The organism is Paucibacter sp. M5-1, from assembly GCF_027498415.2.
Taxonomy (GTDB): Bacteria; Pseudomonadota; Gammaproteobacteria; order Burkholderiales; family Burkholderiaceae_C; genus Roseateles_E.
In genome coordinates this window covers 5,356,945-5,382,243 of record NZ_JAPZLM020000001.1, presented here as the reverse complement: position 1 = coordinate 5,382,243, position 25,299 = coordinate 5,356,945, and the positions used below count along the sequence as shown (strand labels likewise).

Here is a 25,299-nt window from a genome sequence, read left to right as displayed (position 1 = left end):
ATCCCCTGTTGTTGATGGTGGGGGAGTATGCCCAGCGCCGCCGGGGGCGGGCAATGATCGCTTTCCTGTGGGCGTGCCTCGCGCTTGACGGCGCCTGCCGAGACGCGCTACATTGATCTACACCTCTATAGGACTAGATCAACATGCCAGCCCATACCGCCGCGCCCATCGAGCAGCCACCCGGCCTGAGCCGCTATGGCGCGCTGGCGGCAGCGCTGCGCAGCCGCATCGTGGCGGGCGAATGGCCGCCCGGCAGCGCACTGCCGGCAGAGCAGACGCTGGCAGGCCAGCATGGCGTCGCGCTGGGCACGATGCGCCAAGCGCTGGCCCTGCTGGTCGAGCAGGGCTTGATCGAACGCATCCATGGCCGCGGCACTTTTGTGCGCGCCGGCCTGAGCGGCGCGCCGATGCTGCGTTTCTTCCGCTTCGGCGACGGCACCGAGACACCGAAGTCCCGCATCGTCTCGCGCCAGACGCTGGCGGCGCCGGCGGCCGTCGCCCATATGCTGGGCCTCACGGCGGGCGATGCGGTGCTGCGGCTGCGGCGGCTGCGGCTGCTGGACGGGCTGCCGCGGCTGGCCGAGGAGATCTGGCTGCCCCTGCCGCTGTGCGCGGCGCTGCAGCACAGCGATACCGCCGGCTGGGGCGACCTGCTCTATCCGCATCTGGCGGCGGCCTGCGGCGTCCATGTGCACCGCGCGGTCGACCAGATCAGCTTCGGCCAGCTCGGCGCCGCCGATGCGAAAGCCCTGCAGCTGCCCACGGCTCATCCCTGCGCCATCGTGCAGCGCCAGGCCTTCGACATCAGCGGGCGCTGCATCGAGTGGCGCAGCTCGCGCGGCGATGCCCACGCCTTCCACTACACCGTCTCCATCTCCTGACCCCCGACCGAAAGGCCCCGCCGTGAGCTACTTCCCCTCTTCCAAGACCCGCCGCCGGCTGCTCGGTGCCGCCGGCGCGTCCATGCTGGCCCCCTGGGCCATCAGGCCCGCTGCGGCGGCCATCGCCGGCGGCAAACCGGTGACCCTGGTCGTCAGCTACCCGCCCGGCGGCGGCGCCGACATCATCGCCCGCCTGATCGCGCCAAAGCTGGCCGAGGCACTGGGCCAGCCCGTTGTGGTCGAGAACAAGCCCGGCGCCAGCGGCACGATTGCCGCCAACCAGGTGGCACGCGCAACGGCGGACGGTACGAGCTTGCTGGTCGACGCCTCGTCCTTCGCGGTCAACCCTGCGCTGTTCCCCAAGCTGCCGTATGACACCGCGACCGCCTTCACCCCGCTGGGCCTGATCGCGCAGTTCCCCAATGTGCTGGTCTGCACGCCCAGTTTCGAAGCCAAGAGCGTGGCCGATGTGCTGCGTCTGGCGCGCGCCAAGCCGGGCCATATCGCCTATGCCTCCTCGGGCAATGGCTCGGCCCAGCATCTGGCCGGCGCGCTGTTCGAGGACCTGGCCAAGGTCAAGCTGATCCATGTGCCCTACCGTGGCGGCGGCCCGGCCCTGACCGATGTGATGGGCGGCCAGGTGCCGTTGTTCTTCGCCAATGTGGCGTCCTCGCTGGGTCATATCCAGTCGGGCAAGCTGCGCGCACTGGCGGTCACCGCAAGCGTACGCTCGCGCAGCCTGCCCGAGGTGCCGACGATGGCCGAGGCTGGCGTCAAGGGTCATGAGGTGCTGGAATGGAACCCGGTGCTGGCGCCGGCCGGCCTGCCGAGCGAGCTGCGCGCGACCTTGATCGCGGCGCTGCAGAAAGCCAAGTCCGACCCCGAGGTGCTGGGCCGCATCCGCGCGCTGGGCGGCGATGTCTTCGCCGGCAATGATCAGCAGGCTGCGGCCTTCCTGAAGCAGCAGCAAATCTTGTGGGGCCGCGTGGTCAAAGAGCGTGGCATCACCCGTGAATAAGAACAGGCTTGACGGCGGCTGGGACTGCCATGTCCATGTGTTCTCGGCCGCGGCGGCCACACTCGCGGGGCACTACCGCCCCGCCACCCGCGATCTGGCCGAGATAGAAATCCATGCGGCACCGGCCGGTGTCGGCCATCTGGTGCTGGTGCAGCCCAGCGTCTACGGTTGCGACAACGCGGTGATGCTGCAGGCGCTGCAGGCCGCACCGGGGAGGCACCGCGGCATTGCCGTCGTCGCGCCCGAGGTCGGCGATGCCGAGCTGGACCTGCTGCACGCCGCCGGCGTGCGCGGCATCCGCTTCAACAGGGTCTCGCCGGTGGGGCACAGCGCCGATCCCGCCGAAGCCTTGCTGAGCCTGGCGCCCCGGCTGCGCGAGCGCGGCTGGCATGTGCAATGGTATGTGGACCGGGCCGAGCTGCCGCAGCTGGCCCGGCTGCAGGCCGAGACCGGCCTGGTCTTTGTGCTCGACCATCTGGCCGGGCTGATGGCCGGCACACCCGACAGCGATCCGGCCTGGTCCGCACTGGAAGCTCTGGCACGGGGTGGCGCCTGGATCAAGCTCTCGGGCTGGTACCGGCTCAATGCCCGGCAACCCTATGTCGCGATGCAGCCGCTGATCACACGGGTGGCAACGCTCTTCGACACCCGCATGGTCTGGGGTTCGGACTGGCCGCATACCAGCCTGGACCCGACCGACCCGCTGCCCTATGACGCGACCTGGACTCCGGTGCGGCAGGCGCTGGGTGGCGAGCGCGCCGAGGCCGTTCGCAACGACTATCCGCAGACGCTCTACCGCTGAGCGGTCGCGGCGCTGGCGGTCTTCAGCGTCGCCCCGCGCACCTCGAACTTGATCTCCTGCAAGACCTGACCCCGCGAGCCCAGCAGCTTCAGCTCATGCCGGCCCGGCCAAGGCGCCCAGGCCAGGCGGGCGCCGCGCCCCAGGCGCTTGCCGTCCAGCACCCAGACACCGGACTCGCCCTCGAAGCGGATCTTCTGCGCGGCCGGCGGGATGTCGGGGTCCAGCGCATAGATCGCGCCGTCGCGCGGGTTGGCGATGCCGGCCATCTGCTGGGTGGCCTGCTGGGCGCTGGCGCGCATGCGGGCCTGCTCGGTGCCGCGCACAAACCACTCCGGGCGGGCGGGCTCGCCGCCGGGCTCGAAGGCCACGGTCTGGCGCAGCAGGCCCGGCGGTGCGGCCGGCGGCTTCGAGAGCTGGTCGCGGTGCAGATAAGCCATCAGCGCCTGCCAGACCGGTGCGGCCCCGCTGATACCGCTGACGCCGTGCATCGGTTCGCCGCCGGCATTGCCGACCCAGACGCCCACCGTGTAGCGCTCGCTGAAGCCGACACACCAGTTGTCGCGCAGATCCTTGCTGGTGCCGGTCTTGACGGCTGCGAAACCCCGCGTGGCCAGCTCGCTGTCCAGGCCGAAGCTCAGCGCCCGCGCGCTGTTGTCGGCCAGCATGTCGGCGACGATGAAGGCGCTGGCGGCATCGGCGACGCGGCGCTGAGGGCGGCCGGGCACCGGGCCCCAGCGCCCGCCATTGGCCAGCGCGCGGTAGGCATTGCTCAGGGCCAGCAGGCTCACATCGGGGCTGCCCAGGGCCAGCGAATCGCCGTAATAGCCGCCGCTCTCGGGCAGGGCCAGGCCCCAGCTGTTGAGACGCTCGAACAGGGCGTCGGCGCCCAGCATCGCGCCCAGGCGCACGGCCGGCACGTTCAGGCTGTTGCCCAGCGCCGCGCGGGCGCTGACCCAGCCGCGAAAACTGCGGTCGTAGTTCTGCGGCAGATACAAGCCATGGCCGGTGCTGAGCTGGGCCGGTGAATCGTCCAGCAGGCTGGCGGCGGTGATCAGGCGCTTCTCCAGCGCAAGCTGGTAGACAAAGGGCTTCAGGGTCGAGCCGGGCTGGCGCCGGGCCAGCACGAAGTCCAGCTCGTGCGCTGCCGACAGGCTGCCGCCGCTGGAACCGACCCAGGCCAGCACCGCGCCGCTGGCGTTGTCCAGCACCAGCACCGCGCCGTCCTCGACATTGCGCCCGCCCAGCTCGGCCAGCTGGCGCTTCAGGGTCGCGACGGCCAGTCGCTGCAGGCGGCCGTCCAGGCTGCTGCGCTGCGCGGCCGGGCCGTCGGCACGCAAGACCTGGCGCGCGTAGTGCGGCGCCAGCTGCTCGCCCAGCGGCATGCCGGCGCGGCGTTGCAGCGCGGCCGTCAGCTGCCCCTCGACACCGGCACAGCTCAGACCCTGCTCCTTCAGTACCGCGCAGGCGCGCTGGGCCACGGCGGCCGGCTTGGCGTTCGGCGCGCGCAGCAGGGCGGCGGCGATCGCGCCCTCCTGCGCGTCCAGCCCGGCCGGCTGCTTGCCGAACAGGGTTTGCGACAGCGCCGCGATGCCGACCAGCTCGCCGCGAAAGGGCGCGCTGTTCAGATAGGCCTCGAGAATCTGCGCCTTGCTCCAGCGCGCTTCCAGGCGCTTGGCGCTGAAGGCCTGGCCCAGTTTCTGGGTCGCGCTGCGGCCCGCAGCCGGCCGGGCCAGGTCCGCATCCATCAGCCCGGCCAGCTGCATCGTCAGGGTCGAGGCGCCACGCGTGCGCTCGTTCCACAGATTGCCCCAGGCGCTGGCGGCCACCGCGCCCCAGTCCACACCGCTGTGCTCGTAGAAGCGCCGGTCCTCGCTGAGCAGCAGGGCCTGCAACAGCGCCGGCGACATCTGCGCCAGCGGCACCCAGGGCAGCGCGCGCCGGGTCTTGTCCAGGCGCAGGCTCTGCAGCGGCTCGCCGTGGCGGTCCAGCAAGAGATAGTCCGAGACCTTGTGCGCGCTGCGAAACTCGGCAAAGCCGGGCAGGGCCTGGGCCGCCGAGCCGCAGGCCAGCAACGCTGCGAGCAGCCAGCTCGGTTTCAAGGTCCGACCTCCAGCGCGGCATTGGGCAACTCGCCAAAGCTGTCGGGCGCGTACATGGCCTCGACCCGGGTCGGCGGCAGCTGGAAGCGCCCGGCGTTATTGAGCCTGAGCGTGTACTCGATCACATGCTTGCCGCGCGGCAGAAACTCGTAATAGCCGCGCCAAGCCTCGAAGCCGCGCTCCTCGTAGGCGGTCCAGGCCGTGCCTTCGCGCCGCTCGCCCTGGACCGCGATGCCCGACTGTCCGCCCAGGCCCGAGCCGAGAATCGTCGCGCCACCAGGTACCGGGTCGGACAGCACCACCCAGCTCATATCGGCCTGGGCCTCCAGCTCCAGCCGCACCCGCACGACATCACCCCGGCTCCACTGGCCCTTGGTCTTCTGCTCGACGGTCTGCAGCGAGCGGCTGACGCGGTAGCCCGAGTTCAGCGCCGCCTTCAAGGGAATCGCGGCCAGGCTTTGCACCGTCATCCAGGGCTTGCCGCTGCCCTGCTGCTCGACGTTCAGCGTGGCGGCCGGTTCGGCCGGCCAGGGCAGCAGCAGCGCCCCGCCCTCGGCACGCGACGCCCAGTCCAGGCTCAGGCTCTTGCCGCCCAGGCTGGCCACTGTCTTGCCGGAAGGTTTGCTTGCCTCGAAGCGTGCGGCGAATTTCTCCAGCGCCAGCACGCCCCAGAGATTGGCCGTGGTGGTGGACCAGGCGCCGCGCTGCTGGCGGCCCAGCGCGCCCTGCAGCAGGCGCGGCAGCTCCTCCTTCCAGCCCGGCTCATTGAGCACAGCCAGGATCAGCCGGGACGCATTGCCGTCCGCGCTGTCCATCAACCACCAGGCATCGCTTTCCTCGTTGCTGAACTTCAGCGTGCTGCCGGCATAGCTGAGGCGGCCGCGCAGCTGCGCCTGGGCCTCGGCCTGGCGCTTGTCGCGCTCGGGTGCGGCGCTGAGGCGCTGGTGAATCAACAGCCAGTCGATCAGCGCGGCGGTCGGCCAGGTCGACACATTGCGTGCGTCCACCGTGGCCAGCATGCGCGCATGGGCGCGGCCGTGGCGCGACAAGGCCTCCAGCGCGGCCAGCCGGCGCAACTCCAGATCCGGCTTGGGCGACCAGGTCTGGCGCGTGATGCGGCCTTCGACGAAGGCCGTCAGCCCGTCCAGCATCGCCGTGCGCGCCGGCTCGGGCAAGACCTGACCCGCCTCATGGCTGGCCGACAGCAGATAGGCCGTCAGCCGGTCACTGCCACGCGGCGCCGCGTCAGCACTGGGAGGGAAGTAGCTGGCCAGGCCCTCGGCGTCCAGATAGGTCGGCAGCCGCGCCATCAGCGCCTGCCACTGCTTGTCATCCTGCAGGCCCAAGGCCTTGGAGCCGAGCTGCTCAAGGCAGGTGTAGGGATAGCTCTCGAAGAAGCGGCGCAGGCCCGGCAGGGCGCCGGTCAGGCGTGGCTGCAGCGCGATATTGAGACCGCCCTGCTTGATGCCGCTTGCCGGCAAGGCATCGCCCGGCGCGGCCACCGGCAGGCTGAAGCGCCCCTCCAGCTGCGCCAGACTGGCCTGCAACACCCGCACGGGCACGGCCGGCACCACCGCCTGGGTGAACTTCATGCGGTCGCGGGCTGTGCCGCCGCCCTGCTCCAGCACCTCAGCCTCCCAGCCCAGGCTGAAAGCACCGGCGGGTACGGTCACCGTCCACTGCAGCTCGCGCGCGGCGCCGGCCGCGAGGGTCAGGTCTTGCGGCTGCAGGGCCAGCGGCGTGCGCGTGATCGCCTCCGCGCCGCTGTTGGCCGTGCCAGCCAGGCTGGCACGCAGCTTCATCTCCCGACCGGTGGTGTTGCGCACCGTCAGCATGGCCTGGAACTGGTCGCCCTCGCGCACCAGCGGCGGCAGGCCGGACAGGAGCTGCAGGTCCTGCGTGACCCGCACCGTCGCCGCGCCGCTACCGAACTTCTGCGCGCCGGCGTCGGCAATCGCCACCAGGCGGAAGCTGCTCAGCGAGTCGTTCAGCGGCACTTCGATCAAGGCCTCGCCCTTGGCATCGAGCTGGACCCGGGGCTGCCATAGCAGCAAGGTATCGAACAGCTCGCGCGTGCCACCACGCCCGCCGCCACCGCCGGCCGCCACGGCCTTGCGGCCATAGTGGCGCCGGCCGATGATCTCGCTCTGCGCACTGGCGGTCTCCACGCCCCAGCTGCGCTGCTGCAGCATCGCGCTCAGCAGATCCCAGCTGCTGTTGGGGCGCAGCGCCAGCAGGCCTTCGTCCACAGCGGCAAAGGCCAGCTCGGCACCGGCCAGGGGCTTGCCGTCCTGGCTGACCTTGATACGGGCGTGCACGGTCTGGCGCACGCCGTACTGCGGCTTGTCGGTCGTCACCGCGACCTGCAGCTGGTGCTCGGCCAGGCCCACCTGCAGGCTGGCGACGCCGAGCTTGAAGGCCGGCTTGGACAGATCGACCATGGCCGTGGGCGCCTGGTAGTCGCGGCTGGCGCGCCAGTCGCGCCACCAGTCGCGCGGCGCCTTCCAGCCCCAGCTGAAGAAGGAGTACCAGGGCACATCGCGGATGCGGCCGCGCAACGCCAGCACCGAGACGTAGACGTTGGGTGCCCAGGCCTTGCTGATCTTGACCTCGACCGTCGGATCGTCGCCGCGCAGCTGCACCACCTGGGTGTCGAGAATGCCCTCGCGCTCGATGGCCACCAGGGCCGTCGCCTCGCGGAAGGGCATGCGCACCTGCAGCCGCGCGGTCTCGCCGGGGGCGTAGGCGCGCTTCTCGGGCAGCACATCGATGCGGTCGTCGTTGTCCTGCGCAAACCAGAGCTCGCCTTGGCCGGTGATCCAGACGCCGGTGGCGGCCTGGGCGGGGCGACCGTCGCCGTCCTTGGCGGCGGCGATCAGATCGATCTGACCGGCCGTATCCAGTGTGGCTTCGCACTGCAGCAGGCCCTTGGCATCGCTGGTGCCGCTGCAGACCTCGCCCAGGTCCTTCACCTCATTTCGGTTGTCATAGGCATAGAAGCCGCCGACCATGCGCTTGCGGCTGCTGATGGTCTGCGTCAGGCGTGCGCGCACCGTGACTTTCTGGCCCGCGACCGGCTTGCCGGCCGTGTCGAGCGCGAGCACCTTGAAGGCCACCTTGCCGCGGTTGCTGGCCCAGGAGCTCGCTTTCAGGCCCAGCACCAGCTTGGATGGCCACAGCGGCAGCAGCTGCGCGGCGGTTTGCAACTCGCCGTTGGGGTCGTTGAAGCTCACTTCGGTCAGCAGCTCACTGGGCTGCTCCAGCTTGGGCAGGGCCTTCAGCACGATGCTGGCGGCGCCCTGGCGGTCGGTCGTGAAGGCCAGCTTGTCGGCCACCAGCTTGGCGCCGCGCTGGGCCGAGGCTTCGGCGTCCTCGTCGGCATCGGGCTGCGAGGGGTCGCCGGGCGGCTGGAAGTTGAAGTCCTCATAGCCCGCGAACGCGACGCCACGCGGCCTCAGCATCGCGCTCACGCGCAGCGGCGTGGCCGCCATGGCACCGCCCGAGAGATAGTTCAGCTGCGCGCCGATCTGCAGCTCCGCAGGCGCCACCAGCACACCTTTCGGCGCAGACAGACGTGCCTCGACCAGGGGCACGCGGAACTCCTCGACGCGGAAGTCCCCGGCCGGCCAGCGGCGCCGCTGGCTGCTGTCCGCGCCCTCGCGCTCCAGCTCCAGCCGGTAGACGCCGAGCTTGGCGGCGGGCGGGATGTTCCAGCTGGAGGCCGCGCTGCGGCTGCCCTCCCATTGGAGCGGCTGGACGAACTCCTGGCCGCTACCTTCGTGCGTGATCTTCAGGCGGGTGGGCAGTTGCTCGGGTTTGGCCAGGCTCAGACCCAGCCCGGTCTCGATGCGGAAGAAATGCTTCATCGACACGGTTTCTCCGGCACGCAGCAGGCTGCGGTCCAGCACCGTATGGGCACGGGCATCGGCCACAGCACCGCGCGCGGTCGGTACATTGAAGCGCCAGGACTCGATGCCACGGTTCCAGTTGCTGAACACAAAAGCCATGTCCTCGGCCTTGCGGGCCGTGACGAAGAAGCCGTACTCACCCTCGCAGCGCTGCTGCCCGCGCGGCATCTCCAGCGCCTGCGGCACTGTGGCCAGGCCTTGCTCATCGGTCTTGCCCGCCCACAGGCGCTGGCCACGGCAGTCATTCACGGCCACCTCGGCGCCGGCGACCGGGCGGCCGCGGTCCAGGCTGGTGACCCAGACCAGGCTGTTCTCACGGCCCCACTTGAAATGCACGCCCAGATTGGTCACCAGCACGCCGGTGCGCACATACATGGGCGCGGCCTTGTCGAGCAAGGCCCGGCCCAGGCGCGGTGAGCTCAGCTCCACCAGGTGATAGCCGGCCGTGCGGATCGGCAGTGCGATCACCTCGAAAGGGCGTTCGCCCTGCGCCAGCACCGGCAGGTCCAGACGCTGGGCGCTGGCATCCTTGTCCAGCATCGCGACCTCGCGGGTGGCGACATAGCGATCAACCTTGCGACTGATGGTCTGGCCCCGGCTATTGGTCTCGCTGTGCGTCTCGGTCCATTGCGAGGACGGCAGGCCCAGCTCGCGCGCAGGCAGTTGGTTCTCATGCCAGCGCTTGACGCGCAAATAGGCGGCCAGCACCTCGGCGTCGCTGGTGAGGCGCTTGATGCGGACCTGGCCGGCCGTTGCGCCAGCCGTTGTGCCGGCCGCCTGCCCCGGGGCCAGGTCTTGCTGCACATGGCGCATCGTGATCGGCAGCAGGGCCGGCCCCTCGGCCTCGCGTTCGATCACGCCAAAGGGCGCGGCCGCGAACTTGGCGATCGGCGGCGCGCCACCGGTGGCGACCTTGAGCGGAAAGCTGGCCGCATTGCTGAGGCTGCGGCCGCTGGCGTCTTTCAGTCCGGCGGGCAACTCCAATGTGAAGCTGGCATTCTCTGCCAGCGGGGTCGGGAAACGGACCTCGCTGGTCTCGGGCGATTTGTCGTCCTTGTCGGGCTGCGGCGCAATGGCCGCACCGCTGGCGGGCTTGAGCCGGGCCTGCATCGCCAGCGCGCGCGGCACCGGCTCGGAGAAGCGCAGCGACAGCGGCCGAATCGGCAGGCAGGGCGCACCGGCACGCTCGCGCTCGCAGCTGAACTCGGCCGTCAGCGGCTCGCGCACGCGGTAGTCGAAGCGTTGCTCGGCACGGGTCAGCAGCTGCGAGTTCAGCGCCGAGGCAATACCTGGCCCCCAGACCAGTTGCACCTTGGCGCCGGGCGGCAGCGGTCGCTGGCAGGCCAGCAGCAGCCAGCGCTCCGCTGCCTTGGCCGCAATGCGCCGGGCCTTGAGCAGGGCCTCGCGCGGCGCGCCGCCAACCACCTTGACCGGCAGGCGCTCGCCGATGCCCTCGGCCTCGCACCAGGCCTGGCGATTCACGCTGGCCTCGGTGACCGGGCCGGTCAGCTGCAGCAGAAAGTGTTGCTCTTCCTCGATCTGGCTGCCGGTCCAGGGCTCGGTCTGCACGATGCTGGGCGCGCCGGTGTTGAAGCCGAACTCGCGCGGGCCGCTCAGCTCGCCGCTGAGCGTTTTGAACTCGGCGCGCAGCTGGATCTTGCAGCGCGCGCCTGCCGGCAGCGGCTCGTTCAGGTCGAACAACCATTCGCTGGCGCTGGACCAGCGGCCGCTGCCGGGCAAGGCGCCCAGGCCTTCGCAGACCAGCCGTGCCGGGTCCGGCAAACGCGGATCGCCCTGCTGGACCACAGCCTCCGAGAACTTCAGCCGCAGCTGACGGGCCTGGGCCACCTCACCCTGCGGACTGACCGCCGTGACGCTGGCGGCCTCGGCCGCCATCGATACAAACGCCAACAGGCCCAGCGCCAGCCACGGCTTCAACACAATGCGATTCATCTGCCCTCCCAGGCCATGCAATTCAAGCAATTGCACGGGAGTCTAGGACAGGCGATGTCGCCAAGGCGTGCTATTTGCTGAGCTTGCCCTGCACGCCGTCGACAAACCAGTTCATCGTCGCGATGGCTGGGTCGCTCATCGCCCCGCTGGCCTGGCGGACCTGGCCTTCGTTGTCGACCAGCCTGCCCGAGAATGGCTGAAAGCGGCCTTGCACGATGTCGTGGCGGCGCTGCTCCAGCAGCGCCCGCGTGCGCTTGTCGACCGAGGGATGGACGGCTGTGAGTTGCACCATGCCGTCCTTGAGGCCGCCCCAGACCGGTTGCGGCTGCCAGCGGCCGGCCCCGACCGCCTGGGTGACCCTGGTGTAGTAGCCACCCCAATGATGGGTCACGGCCGCCAGCTGCGCGGTCGGTGCGAAGCGGCGCATATCGCTGGTGTAGGCGATCAGCTTGACGCCCTTCTCCTCGGCCGCCTGGGGCACGGCGGGCGAACCGCTGTGGTTGGTCAGCACATCGGCGCCCTGGTTGATCAGCGTCAGTGCGGCCTCGCGTTCACGCGGTGGGTCGTACCAGGCGTTCAACCAGATCACCACGACCCGCGCTTTCGGATTGACGGCCCGCATGCCCAGGGTGAAGGCATTGATGCCCTGCACGACCTCGGGCAGGGGAAAGCCAGCCACATAGCCCGCCACACCGCTGCGGCTGCTCTTGCCCGCCAGCAGGCCGGCGAGATAGCGGCCTTCATAAAACCGCGCGTTGTAGGTGTTGAGATTGGCGGCCGTCTTGTAGCCGCCCGCATGCTCGATCTTCAGCGCCGGGAAGTCCGCCGCGACACGCAGCGCCGGCTCCAGATAGCCGAAGCTGGTCGCGAAAATCAGCGTATGGCCCTGGGTGGCGAGATCGCGCATCACGCGCTCGGCGTCGGCGCCCTCGGCCACGCCTTCGACAGCCGTGGTCTTGATTCCCAAGTCCTTCTCGAGCGCGCGGCGTCCCTGCTCATGCTGATAGGTCCAGCCGGCATCGCCGATGGGGCTGACGTAGACAAAGCCTACTTTTGGCGCATCGGCCGCCGCGCCGGGCACAGCCAGCAGCGGGACAAGCGCGAACAAAGTACAGGGCAAGGCCGTGGCTAGCCTGCGTATTTTAGAAGTGACGCTCTTCATCATGGCTCCAGTGGTGAGTGGCCAGGGCAAGGCCTGACCGGTCACCATTGTCGTCGCTGGGGCGGACAAAACCGAGGCGCGGGGCCGCATACTTGCGGCCAGCAAGCACCGGCCACAGCAGCACAGGATTGACTCGACGTGGAATCGCCCCTGCCCACCTATACCCGTCACGGCGAACAAGACCTGACCCTCGATGTGGACTGGCTTCATTGCGAGTCGATCGCCGAGCGCAGCCGGCTGCACGACTGGGAGATCCGGCCGCATCGGCATGAATCACTGTTCCAGCTGTTCTGGATAGAGCAAGGCGGCTGCGAGCTGAGTCTGGACGGTGTGGAGCGCAGCATCCAGGGACCCTGCATCTTCATTCTGCCGCCCCGTACCGTGCACGGATTCCGCTTCGAGCCAACTGTGCAGGGCCTGGTGATCACGGTGCTGGACCAGCACACCAACAAGCTGCTGAGCGCGGAACCGCGCTTGGAGAAGCTGCTGCGCAGGGCCGATGTTCTGAGCCTGACGGCCGCAGCGGCTGCCCCACTGGCCCGCGCAGCCAGACATCTGCGCGAAGAGTTCCTGGGCACGGCGGCCTGGCGTTCGCTGGGCATCGACCTGGCCTTGATGCAATTGCTGCTGCATTGCGGACGCCTGCTCGCGCTGCACCAGCTGCCCGATTCGCGCCGACCCGCCGGGCGTGCGCTGGAGCATGTGCAGCGCTTTCGCGCCCTGATCGAGCAGCAGTTCCGGCAGCAGCCCGTGCTCGGCAGCTGCGCGGCCCTGCTGGGCATCAGTGCCACGCAGCTCAACAGGGTCTGCCAGCAGGTGCTGGCTTGTTCGGCCTCACGCCTGATGCAGGGCCGCGTGCTGCTGGAGGCGCAGCGCGAACTGGCCTACACCAGCATGAGCGTCAAGCAGATCGCTCACGGCCTGGGTTTTGCCGATGCGGCCTACTTCACCCGCTTCTATCAGCGGCAGACCGGTGTGTCGCCCACCGAATGGCGGCAGCGGGCCACGCACAGGCCGACGCAGCTCAAGACGCCAAACCGAACGCGCGATCGAGCTCGCCCATCCAGCGCCGCCGCAGCGCCTCGTCGATAAAGCTCGCTTCGAAACTGTTGCGGATCAGCTGATAAGCATGATGGACACCCAGCTGCGGCAGGGCCTCAAAGGTCTGCAGCAGGTTGTCATTCAGATACCCGCCGAAATAGGCCGGATCATCGGAGTTGATGGTCACGCACAGGCCAGCGTCGAGCAAGGCCGGTAGATTGTGATCGGCCAGGCTGTCGAACACTCGCAGCTTCACATTGGACAAGGGGCAGACCGTCAAGGGCACGCGCTCATGGGCCAGATAGCTCATCAGCTCTGCATCCTCGGCGGCACGCACGCCATGGTCCAGACGCTCCGCGTCCAGATCCCGCAAAGCGCTCCAGATATAGGATGGCGGTCCCTCTTCACCGGCGTGAGCGACGCGATGCAGCCCTAACTCGGCGGCTTGCTGAAACACGCGGATGAACTTGTCCGGTGGGTTGTCACGTTCGCTGCTGTCCAGCCCGACACCGCTGATCAGCTCACGGTAGGGCAGCGCCTGGCGCAAGGTCGCGAGCGCATCGGCTTCGCTGAGGTGCCGCAGGAAGCAGAGTATCCATTGCACATTGATCCCGAGTTCCTGACCCGCTTTCACGCCGGCACGATGCAGCCCTTGCATCAAATCCTGCATGCTGACGCCACGCGATGTATGGGTCTGAGGATCGAAGAACAGCTCGGCGTGAACAATGTTGTCAGCTGCTGCGCGTTCGAAATAGGCCCAGGCCATGTCGAAGAAATCGGCTTCGGTCAGCAGCACCGCAGCGCCAGCGTAGTAGATGTCGAGAAAGCTCTGCAGATCCTCGAACCGGTAGGCCGCCCGCAAGGCCTCGACACTCCCATGGCGCAGGGCGATGCCATTGCGCTGCGCCAGCTTGAACATCAAATCGGGCTCCAGCGAGCCCTCGATATGCATGTGCAACTCGGCTTTGGGCGCACGCCGCAGCACATCGAGCAAGTCCGCGCGTGAGAAGGCCGGGAAATCCAATGCGCTCATGATTCGCACCTCTCGGACTCGGTTGATGTCGACAGCGCGAATATAGCGCGCCGGCGAGCCCCCCAAAGCAAAAACCCCCGCCTCTTGCGAGGCGGGGGTTTCTGGGGATATTAGCCTGACGATGACCTACTTTCACACGGGAATCCGCACTATCATCGGCGCTGAGTCATTTCACTGTCCTGTTCGGGATGGGAAGGAGTGGGACCAACTCGCTATGGTCATCAGGCTTAACTGGTTGGCTTGCTGTTCTTTGGTGAACAACAGGCCCAATTTGTAGAGCTGCGCAGTATACCAAGATTTGGTGTACTGCGCGTCGAATCAGCTTTGATTTTGATTGCGTTCAATTCAGACTTCTGAAGAACAGCATAACTTGTGTTTACTCAACCTGTTCTCTTTGACAGCCAAGCTTTTAAAAGCTCAAGCACAATCAAAGTTATAGGGTCAAGCCTCACGGGCAATTAGTACTGGTTAGCTTAACGCATTACTGCGCTTCCACACCCAGCCTATCAACGTCCTGGTCTCGAACGACCCTTCAGGGGGCTCAAGGCCCCGGCAAGACTCATCTTGAGACGAGTTTCCCGCTTAGATGCTTTCAGCGGTTATCTCTTCCGCACTTAGCTACTCGGCGATGCCACTGGCGTGACAACCGATACACCAGAGGTGCGTCCACTCCGGTCCTCTCGTACTAGGAGCAGGCTCTCTCAATCTTGCAGCGCCCACGGAAGATAGGGACCAAACTGTCTCACGACGTTTTAAACCCAGCTCACGTACCTCTTTAAATGGCGAACAGCCATACCCTTGGGACCGGCTACAGCCCCAGGATGAGATGAGCCGACATCGAGGTGCCAAACACCGCCGTCGATATGAACTCTTGGGCGGTATCAGCCTGTTATCCCCAGAGTACCTTTTATCCGTTGAGCGATGGCCCTTCCATACAGAACCACCGGATCACTTTGTCCTACTTTCGTACCTGCTCGACTTGTCAGTCTCGCAGTCAAGCACGCTTATGCCAATGCACTATCAACACGATTTCCGACCGTATTTAGCGTACCTTCGAACTCCTCCGTTACACTTTGGGAGGAGACCGCCCCAGTCAAACTGCCCACCATACACTGTCCCCATCCCGGATAACGGGACAAGGTTAGAACCTCAAACACACCAGGGTGGTATTTCAACGTTGGCTCCATAGAAACTAGCGTCCCTACTTCAAAGCCTCCCACCTATCCTACACAGATCTGTTCAAAGTCCAATGTAAAGCTACAGTAAAGGTTCATGGGGTCTTTCCGTCTTTCCGCGGGGAGATTGCATCATCACAAACATTTCAACTTCGCTGAGTCTCTGGAGGAGACAGTGTGGCCATCGTTACGCCATTCGTGCAGGTCGGAACTTACCCGACAAGGAATTTCGCTACCTTAGGACCGTTATAGTTACGGCCGCCGTTTACTGGGACTTCAGTCAAGAGCTTGCACCCCATCATTTAATCTTCCAGCACCGGGCAGGCGTCACACCCTATACGTCGACTTTCGTCTTTGCAGAGTGCTGTGTTTTTAATAAACAGTCGCAGCCACCGATTCTCTGCGGCCTCATTTAGCTCCCCAAGTAAATGGTTCACTGACTAGAGGCACACCTTCTTCCGAAGTTACGGTGTCAATTTGCCGAGTTCCTTCTCCAGAGTTCTCTCAAGCGCCTTAGAATACTCATCTCGCGCACCAGTGTCGGTTTGCGGTACGGTCAATCTGTAACTGAAGCTTAGTGGCTTTTCCTGGAAGCAGGGTATCACTCACTTCGTCTGCAAGCAGACTCGTTATCACGCCTCATCTAAGCTCTCCGGATTTGCCTAAAGAGCACGACTACACGCTTGAACCGGGACATCCAACACCCGGCTGAGCTAACCTTCTCCGTCCCCACATCGCATTACAGATCGGTACAGGAATATTTACCTGTTTCCCATCAGCTACGCATCTCTGCCTCGCCTTAGGGGCCGACTCACCCTACGCCGATGAACGTTGCGTAGGAAACCTTGCGCTTTCGGCGAGGGGGCTTTTCACCCCCTTTAACGCTACTCATGTCAGCATTCGCACTTCTGATACCTCCAGCAGGCTTCACAACCCACCTTCACAGGCTTACAGAACGCTCTCCTACCACGTGCAATAAATTGCACATCCGCAGCTTCGGTAACTGGCTTAGCCCCGTTACATCTTCCGCGCAGGACGACTCGATCAGTGAGCTATTACGCTTTCTTTAAATGATGGCTGCTTCTAAGCCAACATCCTGACTGTTTTAGCCTTCCCACTTCGTTTCCCACTTAGCCAATTTTGGGGACCTTAGCTGGCGGTCTGGGTTGTTTCCCTCTTGAGTCCGGACGTTAGCACCCGGTGCTCTGTCTCCCAAGCTGTACTCATCGGTATTCGGAGTTTGCAATGGTTTGGTAAGTCGCCATGACCCCCTAGCCATAACAGTGCTCTACCCCCGATGGTAATACTTGAGGCACTACCTAAATAGTTTTCGGAGAGAACCAGCTATTTCCAAGTTTGTTTAGCCTTTCACCCCTATCCACAGCTCATCCGCTAATTTTGCAACATTAGTCGGTTCGGACCTCCAGCACCTGTTACGGTACCTTCATCCTGGCCATGGATAGATCACTTGGTTTCGGGTCTACACCCAGCGACTAATTCGCCCTATTCGGACTCGATTTCTCTACGGCTTCCCTATTCGGTTAACCTCGCCACTGAATGTAAGTCGCTGACCCATTATACAAAAGGTACGCAGTCACCCTTGCGGGCTCCTACTTTTTGTATGCATGCGGTTTCAGGATCTATTTCACTCCCCTCCCGGGGTTCTTTTCGCCTTTCCCTCACGGTACTAGTTCACTATCGGTCGATTACGAGTATTTAGCCTTGGAGGATGGTCCCCCCATATTCAGACAGGATTTCACGTGTCCCGCCCTACTCTATTTGCGCTTAGTTCCACAATCAACATTTTTCATACGGGGCTATCACCCGCTATGGCCGGACTTTCCATTCCGTTCTGATATGCCAACTGCTAAAACGCAAGGGCTACTCCGATTTCGCTCGCCACTACTTTCGGAATCTCGGTTGATGTCTTTTCCTCGAGCTACTGAGATGTTTCAGTTCACCCGGTTCGCCACGCATACCTATGTATTCAGTATGCGTTACCCCTCGCGGGGTGGGTTTCCCCATTCGGAAATCTCCGGATCAAAGCTAATTTGCCAGCTCCCCGAAGCTTATCGCAGGCTATCACGTCCTTCGTCGCCTGTAATCGCCTAGGCATCCACCACATGCACTTAGTCACTTGACCCTATAACTTTGACAGCGCTGACTGCACTGTCGGTCAAGAACTCGTACAGACCCGTTTCATCGGTCCATACGTTATTGAGTATTCACGCGTTACGCCGTTCTTCATACCTAAACAATTTCTTGCTCAGTTGAAGTCTATGTTGACGCAATCAAAATGCTACTAGCGGCACGGTGCTCAATCCCCTTTACGAGATCTCGCTTTCCGCTAGCAGCGCTGATTCGACTCTACAAATTGTTAAAGAACAACAGCCAATATTGACTGACAAACCACAACAACCCCCTCGCCTTGCGGCAACTTGGATGCTTTGGTTTGTCAACCAGATCGTTCAGAGTGAATGGTGGAGGATGACGGGATCGAACCGACGACCCCCTGCTTGCAAAGCAGGTGCTCTCCCAGCTGAGCTAATCCCCCGGGATCTTTTCAAATCCGTGGTGGGTCTGGCTGGATTCGAACCAGCGACCCCCGCCTTATCAAGACGGTGCTCTAACCGACTGAGCTACAGACCCACGCGTTATTTCGCATGGCCCGTCTCAGTCTCGCTTGCCCCGTCTCTCACTGACCAGGCCAGCTCGGCAGGCTCACGCTTTATTCACTCTTGCAGTTGAATTACAGCCGATAAGTGTGGGCGCTTAAAAATGAGTCATGTGGATCTCGCTCATGCTCAGTCACAAGTGACTCAACCGTGGCTCGATCTCTTCTAGAAAGGAGGTGATCCAGCCGCACCTTCCGATACGGCTACCTTGTTACGACTTCACCCCAGTCACGAACCCTGCCGTGGTAATCGCCCTCCTTGCGGTTAGGCTAACTACTTCTGGCAGAACCCGCTCCCATGGTGTGACGGGCGGTGTGTACAAGACCCGGGAACGTATTCACCGCGGCAAGCTGATCCGCGATTACTAGCGATTCCGACTTCACGCAGTCGAGTTGCAGACTACGATCCGGACTACGACCGGTTTTCTGGGATTAGCTCCCCCTCGCGGGTTGGCAGCCCTCTGTACCGGCCATTGTATGACGTGTGTAGCCCTACCCATAAGGGCCATGATGACCTGACGTCATCCCCACCTTCCTCCGGTTTGTCACCGGCAGTCTCATTAGAGTGCCCTTTCGTAGCAACTAATGACAAGGGTTGCGCTCGTTGCGGGACTTAACCCAACATCTCACGACACGAGCTGACGACGGCCATGCAGCACCTGTGTTCTGATTCTCTTTCGAGCACTCCCAAATCTCTTCAGGATCTCAGACATGTCAAGGGTAGGTAAGGTTTTTCGCGTTGCATCGAATTAAACCACATCATCCACCGCTTGTGCGGGTCCCCGTCAATTCCTTTGAGTTTCAACCTTGCGGCCGTACTCCCCAGGCGGTCAACTTCACGCGTTAGCTACGTTACTGAGAAGAAACCCTCCCAACAACCAGTTGACATCGTTTAGGGCGTGGACTACCAGGGTATCTAATCCTGTTTGCTCCCCACGCTTTCGTGCATGAGCGTCAGTACAGGTCCAGGGGATTGCCTTCGCCATCGGTGTTCCTCCGCATATCTACGCATTTCACTGCTACACGCGGAATTCCATCCCCCTCTACCGTACTCTAGCCATGCAGTCACAAATGCAGTTCCCAGGTTGAGCCCGGGGATTTCACATCTGTCTTGCATAACCGCCTGCGCACGCTTTACGCCCAGTAATTCCGATTAACGCTTGCACCCTACGTATTACCGCGGCTGCTGGCACGTAGTTAGCCGGTGCTTATTCTTCAGGTACCGTCATTACCCCAGGGTATTAGCCCAGAGCGTTTCTTCCCTGACAAAAGCGGTTTACAACCCGAAGGCCTTCTTCCCGCACGCGGCATGGCTGGATCAGACTTGCGTCCATTGTCCAAAATTCCCCACTGCTGCCTCCCGTAGGAGTCTGGGCCGTGTCTCAGTCCCAGTGTGGCTGGTCGTCCTCTCAGACCAGCTACAGATCGTCGCCTTGGTGGGCTTTTACCCCGCCAACTAGCTAATCTGATATCGGCCGCTCCAATTGCGCGAGGTCTTGCGATCCCCCGCTTTCACCCTCAGGTCGTATGCGGTATTAGCTGCTCTTTCGAGCAGTTATCCCCCACAACTGGGCACGTTCCGATATATTACTCACCCGTTCGCCACTCGTCAGCTTAACCTGTTACCGTTCGACTTGCATGTGTAAGGCATGCCGCCAGCGTTCAATCTGAGCCAGGATCAAACTCTACAGTTCGATCTTGATTTACTCAACGGAATCGACTTAAACCATTTGCATAGTTCAAATCTATTTTCCGTGAGCGTTTAAAGTCTAAGAGACTTGATACTCGTCACCGAGCATCAAAACTCACCTTCAAACGCCCACGCTTATCGGCTGTGAATTATTAAAGAACTTCAAACAATCTACTCAAAACCCACCGGGCTTCTTTCCCTTGTCTGGCACCGATCAGTGATCAGCACAGAAGCGAGATTATTGACGCTTTTCTTACTAGTGTCAACACCTATTTGCTTCGCTTCGCAGCGCGCCGACTTTGCTGGCGGCATCCGCAAATACAAGCACTGCACTCAATGCTTGTATCTGCCGACGCAGATAGAAACGCCCAGTCGGGTGACTGGGCGCCTCGAATATTAGCCTGACGATGACCTACTTTCACACGGGAATCCGCACTATCATCGGCGCTGAGTCATTTCACTGTCCTGTTCGGGATGGGAAGGAGTGGGACCAACTCGCTATGGTCATCAGGCTTAACTGGTTGGCTTGCTGTTCTTTGGTGAACAACAGGCCCAATTTGTAGAGCTGCGCAGTATACCAAGATTTGGTGTACTGCGCGTCGAATCAGCTTTGATTTTGATTGCGTTCAATTCAGACTTCTGAAGAACAGCATAACTTGTGTTTACTCAACCTGTTCTCTTTGACAGCCAAGCTTTTAAAAGCTCAAGCACAATCAAAGTTATAGGGTCAAGCCTCACGGGCAATTAGTACTGGTTAGCTTAACGCATTACTGCGCTTCCACACCCAGCCTATCAACGTCCTGGTCTCGAACGACCCTTCAGGGGGCTCAAGGCCCCGGCAAGACTCATCTTGAGACGAGTTTCCCGCTTAGATGCTTTCAGCGGTTATCTCTTCCGCACTTAGCTACTCGGCGATGCCACTGGCGTGACAACCGATACACCAGAGGTGCGTCCACTCCGGTCCTCTCGTACTAGGAGCAGGCTCTCTCAATCTTGCAGCGCCCACGGAAGATAGGGACCAAACTGTCTCACGACGTTTTAAACCCAGCTCACGTACCTCTTTAAATGGCGAACAGCCATACCCTTGGGACCGGCTACAGCCCCAGGATGAGATGAGCCGACATCGAGGTGCCAAACACCGCCGTCGATATGAACTCTTGGGCGGTATCAGCCTGTTATCCCCAGAGTACCTTTTATCCGTTGAGCGATGGCCCTTCCATACAGAACCACCGGATCACTTTGTCCTACTTTCGTACCTGCTCGACTTGTCAGTCTCGCAGTCAAGCACGCTTATGCCAATGCACTATCAACACGATTTCCGACCGTATTTAGCGTACCTTCGAACTCCTCCGTTACACTTTGGGAGGAGACCGCCCCAGTCAAACTGCCCACCATACACTGTCCCCATCCCGGATAACGGGACAAGGTTAGAACCTCAAACACACCAGGGTGGTATTTCAACGTTGGCTCCATAGAAACTAGCGTCCCTACTTCAAAGCCTCCCACCTATCCTACACAGATCTGTTCAAAGTCCAATGTAAAGCTACAGTAAAGGTTCATGGGGTCTTTCCGTCTTTCCGCGGGGAGATTGCATCATCACAAACATTTCAACTTCGCTGAGTCTCTGGAGGAGACAGTGTGGCCATCGTTACGCCATTCGTGCAGGTCGGAACTTACCCGACAAGGAATTTCGCTACCTTAGGACCGTTATAGTTACGGCCGCCGTTTACTGGGACTTCAGTCAAGAGCTTGCACCCCATCATTTAATCTTCCAGCACCGGGCAGGCGTCACACCCTATACGTCGACTTTCGTCTTTGCAGAGTGCTGTGTTTTTAATAAACAGTCGCAGCCACCGATTCTCTGCGGCCTCATTTAGCTCCCCAAGTAAATGGTTCACTGACTAGAGGCACACCTTCTTCCGAAGTTACGGTGTCAATTTGCCGAGTTCCTTCTCCAGAGTTCTCTCAAGCGCCTTAGAATACTCATCTCGCGCACCAGTGTCGGTTTGCGGTACGGTCAATCTGTAACTGAAGCTTAGTGGCTTTTCCTGGAAGCAGGGTATCACTCACTTCGTCTGCAAGCAGACTCGTTATCACGCCTCATCTAAGCTCTCCGGATTTGCCTAAAGAGCACGACTACACGCTTGAACCGGGACATCCAACACCCGGCTGAGCTAACCTTCTCCGTCCCCACATCGCATTACAGATCGGTACAGGAATATTTACCTGTTTCCCATCAGCTACGCATCTCTGCCTCGCCTTAGGGGCCGACTCACCCTACGCCGATGAACGTTGCGTAGGAAACCTTGCGCTTTCGGCGAGGGGGCTTTTCACCCCCTTTAACGCTACTCATGTCAGCATTCGCACTTCTGATACCTCCAGCAGGCTTCACAACCCACCTTCACAGGCTTACAGAACGCTCTCCTACCACGTGCAATAAATTGCACATCCGCAGCTTCGGTAACTGGCTTAGCCCCGTTACATCTTCCGCGCAGGACGACTCGATCAGTGAGCTATTACGCTTTCTTTAAATGATGGCTGCTTCTAAGCCAACATCCTGACTGTTTTAGCCTTCCCACTTCGTTTCCCACTTAGCCAATTTTGGGGACCTTAGCTGGCGGTCTGGGTTGTTTCCCTCTTGAGTCCGGACGTTAGCACCCGGTGCTCTGTCTCCCAAGCTGTACTCATCGGTATTCGGAGTTTGCAATGGTTTGGTAAGTCGCCATGACCCCCTAGCCATAACAGTGCTCTACCCCCGATGGTAATACTTGAGGCACTACCTAAATAGTTTTCGGAGAGAACCAGCTATTTCCAAGTTTGTTTAGCCTTTCACCCCTATCCACAGCTCATCCGCTAATTTTGCAACATTAGTCGGTTCGGACCTCCAGCACCTGTTACGGTACCTTCATCCTGGCCATGGATAGATCACTTGGTTTCGGGTCTACACCCAGCGACTAATTCGCCCTATTCGGACTCGATTTCTCTACGGCTTCCCTATTCGGTTAACCTCGCCACTGAATGTAAGTCGCTGACCCATTATACAAAAGGTACGCAGTCACCCTTGCGGGCTCCTACTTTTTGTATGCATGCGGTTTCAGGATCTATTTCACTCCCCTCCCGGGGTTCTTTTCGCCTTTCCCTCACGGTACTAGTTCACTATCGGTCGATTACGAGTATTTAGCCTTGGAGGATGGTCCCCCCATATTCAGACAGGATTTCACGTGTCCCGCCCTACTCTATTTGCGCTTAGTTCCACAATCAACATTTTTCATACGGGGCTATCACCCGCTATGGCCGGACTTTCCATTCCGTTCTGATATGCCAACTGCTAAAACGCAAGGGCTACTCCGATTTCGCTCGCCACTACTTTCGGAATCTCGGTTGATGTCTTTTCCTCGAGCTACTGAGATGTTTCAGTTCACCCGGTTCGCCACGCATACCTATGTATTCAGTATGCGTTACCCCTCGCGGGGTGGGTTTCCCCATTCGGAAATCTCCGGATCAAAGCTAATTTGCCAGCTCCCCGAAGCTTATCGCAGGCTATCACGTCCTTCGTCGCCTGTAATCGCCTAGGCATCCACCACATGCACTTAGTCACTTGACCCTATAACTTTGACAGCGCTGACTGCACTGTCGGTCAAGAACTCGTACAGACCCGTTTCATCGGTCCATACGTTATTGAGTATTCACGCGTTACGCCGTTCTTCATACCTAAACAATTTCTTGCTCAGTTGAAGTCTATGTTGACGCAATCAAAATGCTACTAGCGGCACGGTGCTCAATCCCCTTTACGAGATCTCGCTTTCCGCTAGCAGCGCTGATTCGACTCTACAAATTGTTAAAGAACAACAGCCAATATTGACTGACAAACCACAACAACCCCCTCGCCTTGCGGCAACTTGGATGCTTTGGTTTGTCAACCAGATCGTTCAGAGTGAATGGTGGAGGATGACGGGATCGAACCGACGACCCCCTGCTTGCAAAGCAGGTGCTCTCCCAGCTGAGCTAATCCCCCGGGATCTTTTCAAATCCGTGGTGGGTCTGGCTGGATTCGAACCAGCGACCCCCGCCTTATCAAGACGGTGCTCTAACCGACTGAGCTACAGACCCACGCGTTATTTCGCATGGCCCGTCTCAGTCTCGCTTGCCCCGTCTCTCACTGACCAGGCCAGCTCGGCAGGCTCACGCTTTATTCACTCTTGCAGTTGAATTACAGCCGATAAGTGTGGGCGCTTAAAAATGAGTCATGTGGATCTCGCTCATGCTCAGTCACAAGTGACTCAACCGTGGCTCGATCTCTTCTAGAAAGGAGGTGATCCAGCCGCACCTTCCGATACGGCTACCTTGTTACGACTTCACCCCAGTCACGAACCCTGCCGTGGTAATCGCCCTCCTTGCGGTTAGGCTAACTACTTCTGGCAGAACCCGCTCCCATGGTGTGACGGGCGGTGTGTACAAGACCCGGGAACGTATTCACCGCGGCAAGCTGATCCGCGATTACTAGCGATTCCGACTTCACGCAGTCGAGTTGCAGACTACGATCCGGACTACGACCGGTTTTCTGGGATTAGCTCCCCCTCGCGGGTTGGCAGCCCTCTGTACCGGCCATTGTATGACGTGTGTAGCCCTACCCATAAGGGCCATGATGACCTGACGTCATCCCCACCTTCCTCCGGTTTGTCACCGGCAGTCTCATTAGAGTGCCCTTTCGTAGCAACTAATGACAAGGGTTGCGCTCGTTGCGGGACTTAACCCAACATCTCACGACACGAGCTGACGACGGCCATGCAGCACCTGTGTTCTGATTCTCTTTCGAGCACTCCCAAATCTCTTCAGGATCTCAGACATGTCAAGGGTAGGTAAGGTTTTTCGCGTTGCATCGAATTAAACCACATCATCCACCGCTTGTGCGGGTCCCCGTCAATTCCTTTGAGTTTCAACCTTGCGGCCGTACTCCCCAGGCGGTCAACTTCACGCGTTAGCTACGTTACTGAGAAGAAACCCTCCCAACAACCAGTTGACATCGTTTAGGGCGTGGACTACCAGGGTATCTAATCCTGTTTGCTCCCCACGCTTTCGTGCATGAGCGTCAGTACAGGTCCAGGGGATTGCCTTCGCCATCGGTGTTCCTCCGCATATCTACGCATTTCACTGCTACACGCGGAATTCCATCCCCCTCTACCGTACTCTAGCCATGCAGTCACAAATGCAGTTCCCAGGTTGAGCCCGGGGATTTCACATCTGTCTTGCATAACCGCCTGCGCACGCTTTACGCCCAGTAATTCCGATTAACGCTTGCACCCTACGTATTACCGCGGCTGCTGGCACGTAGTTAGCCGGTGCTTATTCTTCAGGTACCGTCATTACCCCAGGGTATTAGCCCAGAGCGTTTCTTCCCTGACAAAAGCGGTTTACAACCCGAAGGCCTTCTTCCCGCACGCGGCATGGCTGGATCAGACTTGCGTCCATTGTCCAAAATTCCCCACTGCTGCCTCCCGTAGGAGTCTGGGCCGTGTCTCAGTCCCAGTGTGGCTGGTCGTCCTCTCAGACCAGCTACAGATCGTCGCCTTGGTGGGCTTTTACCCCGCCAACTAGCTAATCTGATATCGGCCGCTCCAATTGCGCGAGGTCTTGCGATCCCCCGCTTTCACCCTCAGGTCGTATGCGGTATTAGCTGCTCTTTCGAGCAGTTATCCCCCACAACTGGGCACGTTCCGATATATTACTCACCCGTTCGCCACTCGTCAGCTTAACCTGTTACCGTTCGACTTGCATGTGTAAGGCATGCCGCCAGCGTTCAATCTGAGCCAGGATCAAACTCTACAGTTCGATCTTGATTTACTCAACGGAATCGACTTAAACC

At 61.4% G+C, this 25,299-nt stretch carries 8 protein-coding genes, 4 tRNA genes and 6 rRNA genes; 4 read left to right on the top strand and 14 right to left on the bottom strand.

Going from position 1 to position 25,299, the window contains the following annotated elements; genetic code table 11:
* Window positions 1-143: 143 nt before the first annotated feature.
* From O5M90_RS25415 to O5M90_RS25405, 3 genes are all read left to right on the top strand, one after another.
* Window positions 144-881, top strand: coding sequence for a GntR family transcriptional regulator (locus O5M90_RS25415; RefSeq protein WP_269841079.1), 738 nt, complete (start codon window positions 144-146; stop codon window positions 879-881).
* Between the two features lie 82 nt (window positions 882-963).
* Entirely contained in the window at window positions 964-1,899 is a 936-nt protein-coding gene (locus tag O5M90_RS25410) for a tripartite tricarboxylate transporter substrate binding protein (RefSeq protein ID WP_269841104.1), read from the top strand.
* Window positions 1,892-2,701 carry an amidohydrolase family protein gene (locus O5M90_RS25405; protein WP_269841080.1) on the top strand — a complete coding sequence of 270 codons (810 nt, stop codon included), beginning with the start codon at window positions 1,892-1,894 and terminating at the stop codon, window positions 2,699-2,701. Before O5M90_RS25410 ends, O5M90_RS25405 begins: the two co-directional genes overlap by 8 nt.
* Here the strand turns inward: O5M90_RS25405 and pbpC are convergent.
* From pbpC to O5M90_RS25390, 3 genes are all read right to left on the bottom strand, one after another.
* A complete protein-coding gene (gene pbpC, locus O5M90_RS25400; protein WP_269841081.1) occupies window positions 2,692-4,800 on the bottom strand; it encodes a penicillin-binding protein 1C in 2,109 nt (702 codons plus the stop codon). The genes O5M90_RS25405 and pbpC overlap by 10 nt on opposite strands.
* A complete protein-coding gene (locus O5M90_RS25395; RefSeq protein ID WP_269841082.1) occupies window positions 4,797-10,661 on the bottom strand; it encodes an alpha-2-macroglobulin family protein in 5,865 nt (1,954 codons plus the stop codon). Before O5M90_RS25395 ends, pbpC begins: the two co-directional genes overlap by 4 nt.
* 70 nt (window positions 10,662-10,731) lie before the next feature.
* Window positions 10,732-11,826 carry a BMP family ABC transporter substrate-binding protein gene (locus tag O5M90_RS25390; RefSeq protein WP_440402435.1) on the bottom strand — a complete coding sequence of 365 codons (1,095 nt, stop codon included), beginning with the start codon at window positions 11,824-11,826 and terminating at the stop codon, window positions 10,732-10,734.
* A 135-nt stretch (window positions 11,827-11,961) separates the two neighbouring features.
* On the opposite strand from O5M90_RS25390, the gene O5M90_RS25385 reads away from it, so the two are divergent.
* Window positions 11,962-12,915, top strand: coding sequence for a helix-turn-helix domain-containing protein (locus O5M90_RS25385; protein ID WP_269841084.1), 954 nt, complete (start codon window positions 11,962-11,964; stop codon window positions 12,913-12,915).
* Here the strand turns inward: O5M90_RS25385 and O5M90_RS25380 are convergent.
* From O5M90_RS25380 to O5M90_RS25330, 11 genes are all read right to left on the bottom strand, one after another.
* On the bottom strand, window positions 12,848-13,897 hold the full coding sequence (locus O5M90_RS25380; protein WP_269841105.1) for an adenosine deaminase: 1,050 nt from the start codon (window positions 13,895-13,897) through the stop codon (window positions 12,848-12,850). The genes O5M90_RS25385 and O5M90_RS25380 overlap by 68 nt on opposite strands.
* A 113-nt stretch (window positions 13,898-14,010) precedes the next feature.
* A 5S ribosomal RNA gene (gene rrf, locus O5M90_RS25375) occupies window positions 14,011-14,123 on the bottom strand.
* Between the two features lie 211 nt (window positions 14,124-14,334).
* Window positions 14,335-17,215 (bottom strand): 23S ribosomal RNA (locus tag O5M90_RS25370).
* 335 nt (window positions 17,216-17,550) lie between these two features.
* Window positions 17,551-17,626 (bottom strand) — tRNA-Ala (locus O5M90_RS25365).
* An 18-nt stretch (window positions 17,627-17,644) separates the two neighbouring features.
* Window positions 17,645-17,721: transfer RNA gene (locus O5M90_RS25360), tRNA-Ile, on the bottom strand.
* A 195-nt stretch (window positions 17,722-17,916) separates the two neighbouring features.
* A 16S ribosomal RNA gene (locus O5M90_RS25355) occupies window positions 17,917-19,440 on the bottom strand.
* A 395-nt stretch (window positions 19,441-19,835) separates the two neighbouring features.
* Window positions 19,836-19,948, bottom strand: a 5S ribosomal RNA gene (gene rrf, locus O5M90_RS25350).
* Between the two features lie 211 nt (window positions 19,949-20,159).
* Window positions 20,160-23,040 (bottom strand): 23S ribosomal RNA (locus tag O5M90_RS25345).
* A 335-nt stretch (window positions 23,041-23,375) separates the two neighbouring features.
* Window positions 23,376-23,451 (bottom strand) — tRNA-Ala (locus tag O5M90_RS25340).
* A gap of 18 nt (window positions 23,452-23,469) precedes the next feature.
* A tRNA-Ile gene (locus tag O5M90_RS25335) sits at window positions 23,470-23,546 on the bottom strand.
* 195 nt (window positions 23,547-23,741) lie between these two features.
* Window positions 23,742-25,265, bottom strand: a 16S ribosomal RNA gene (locus O5M90_RS25330).
* The 16S, 23S and 5S rRNA genes sit together here with 4 tRNA genes alongside, the layout of an rRNA operon.
* Window positions 25,266-25,299 lie beyond the last annotated feature (34 nt).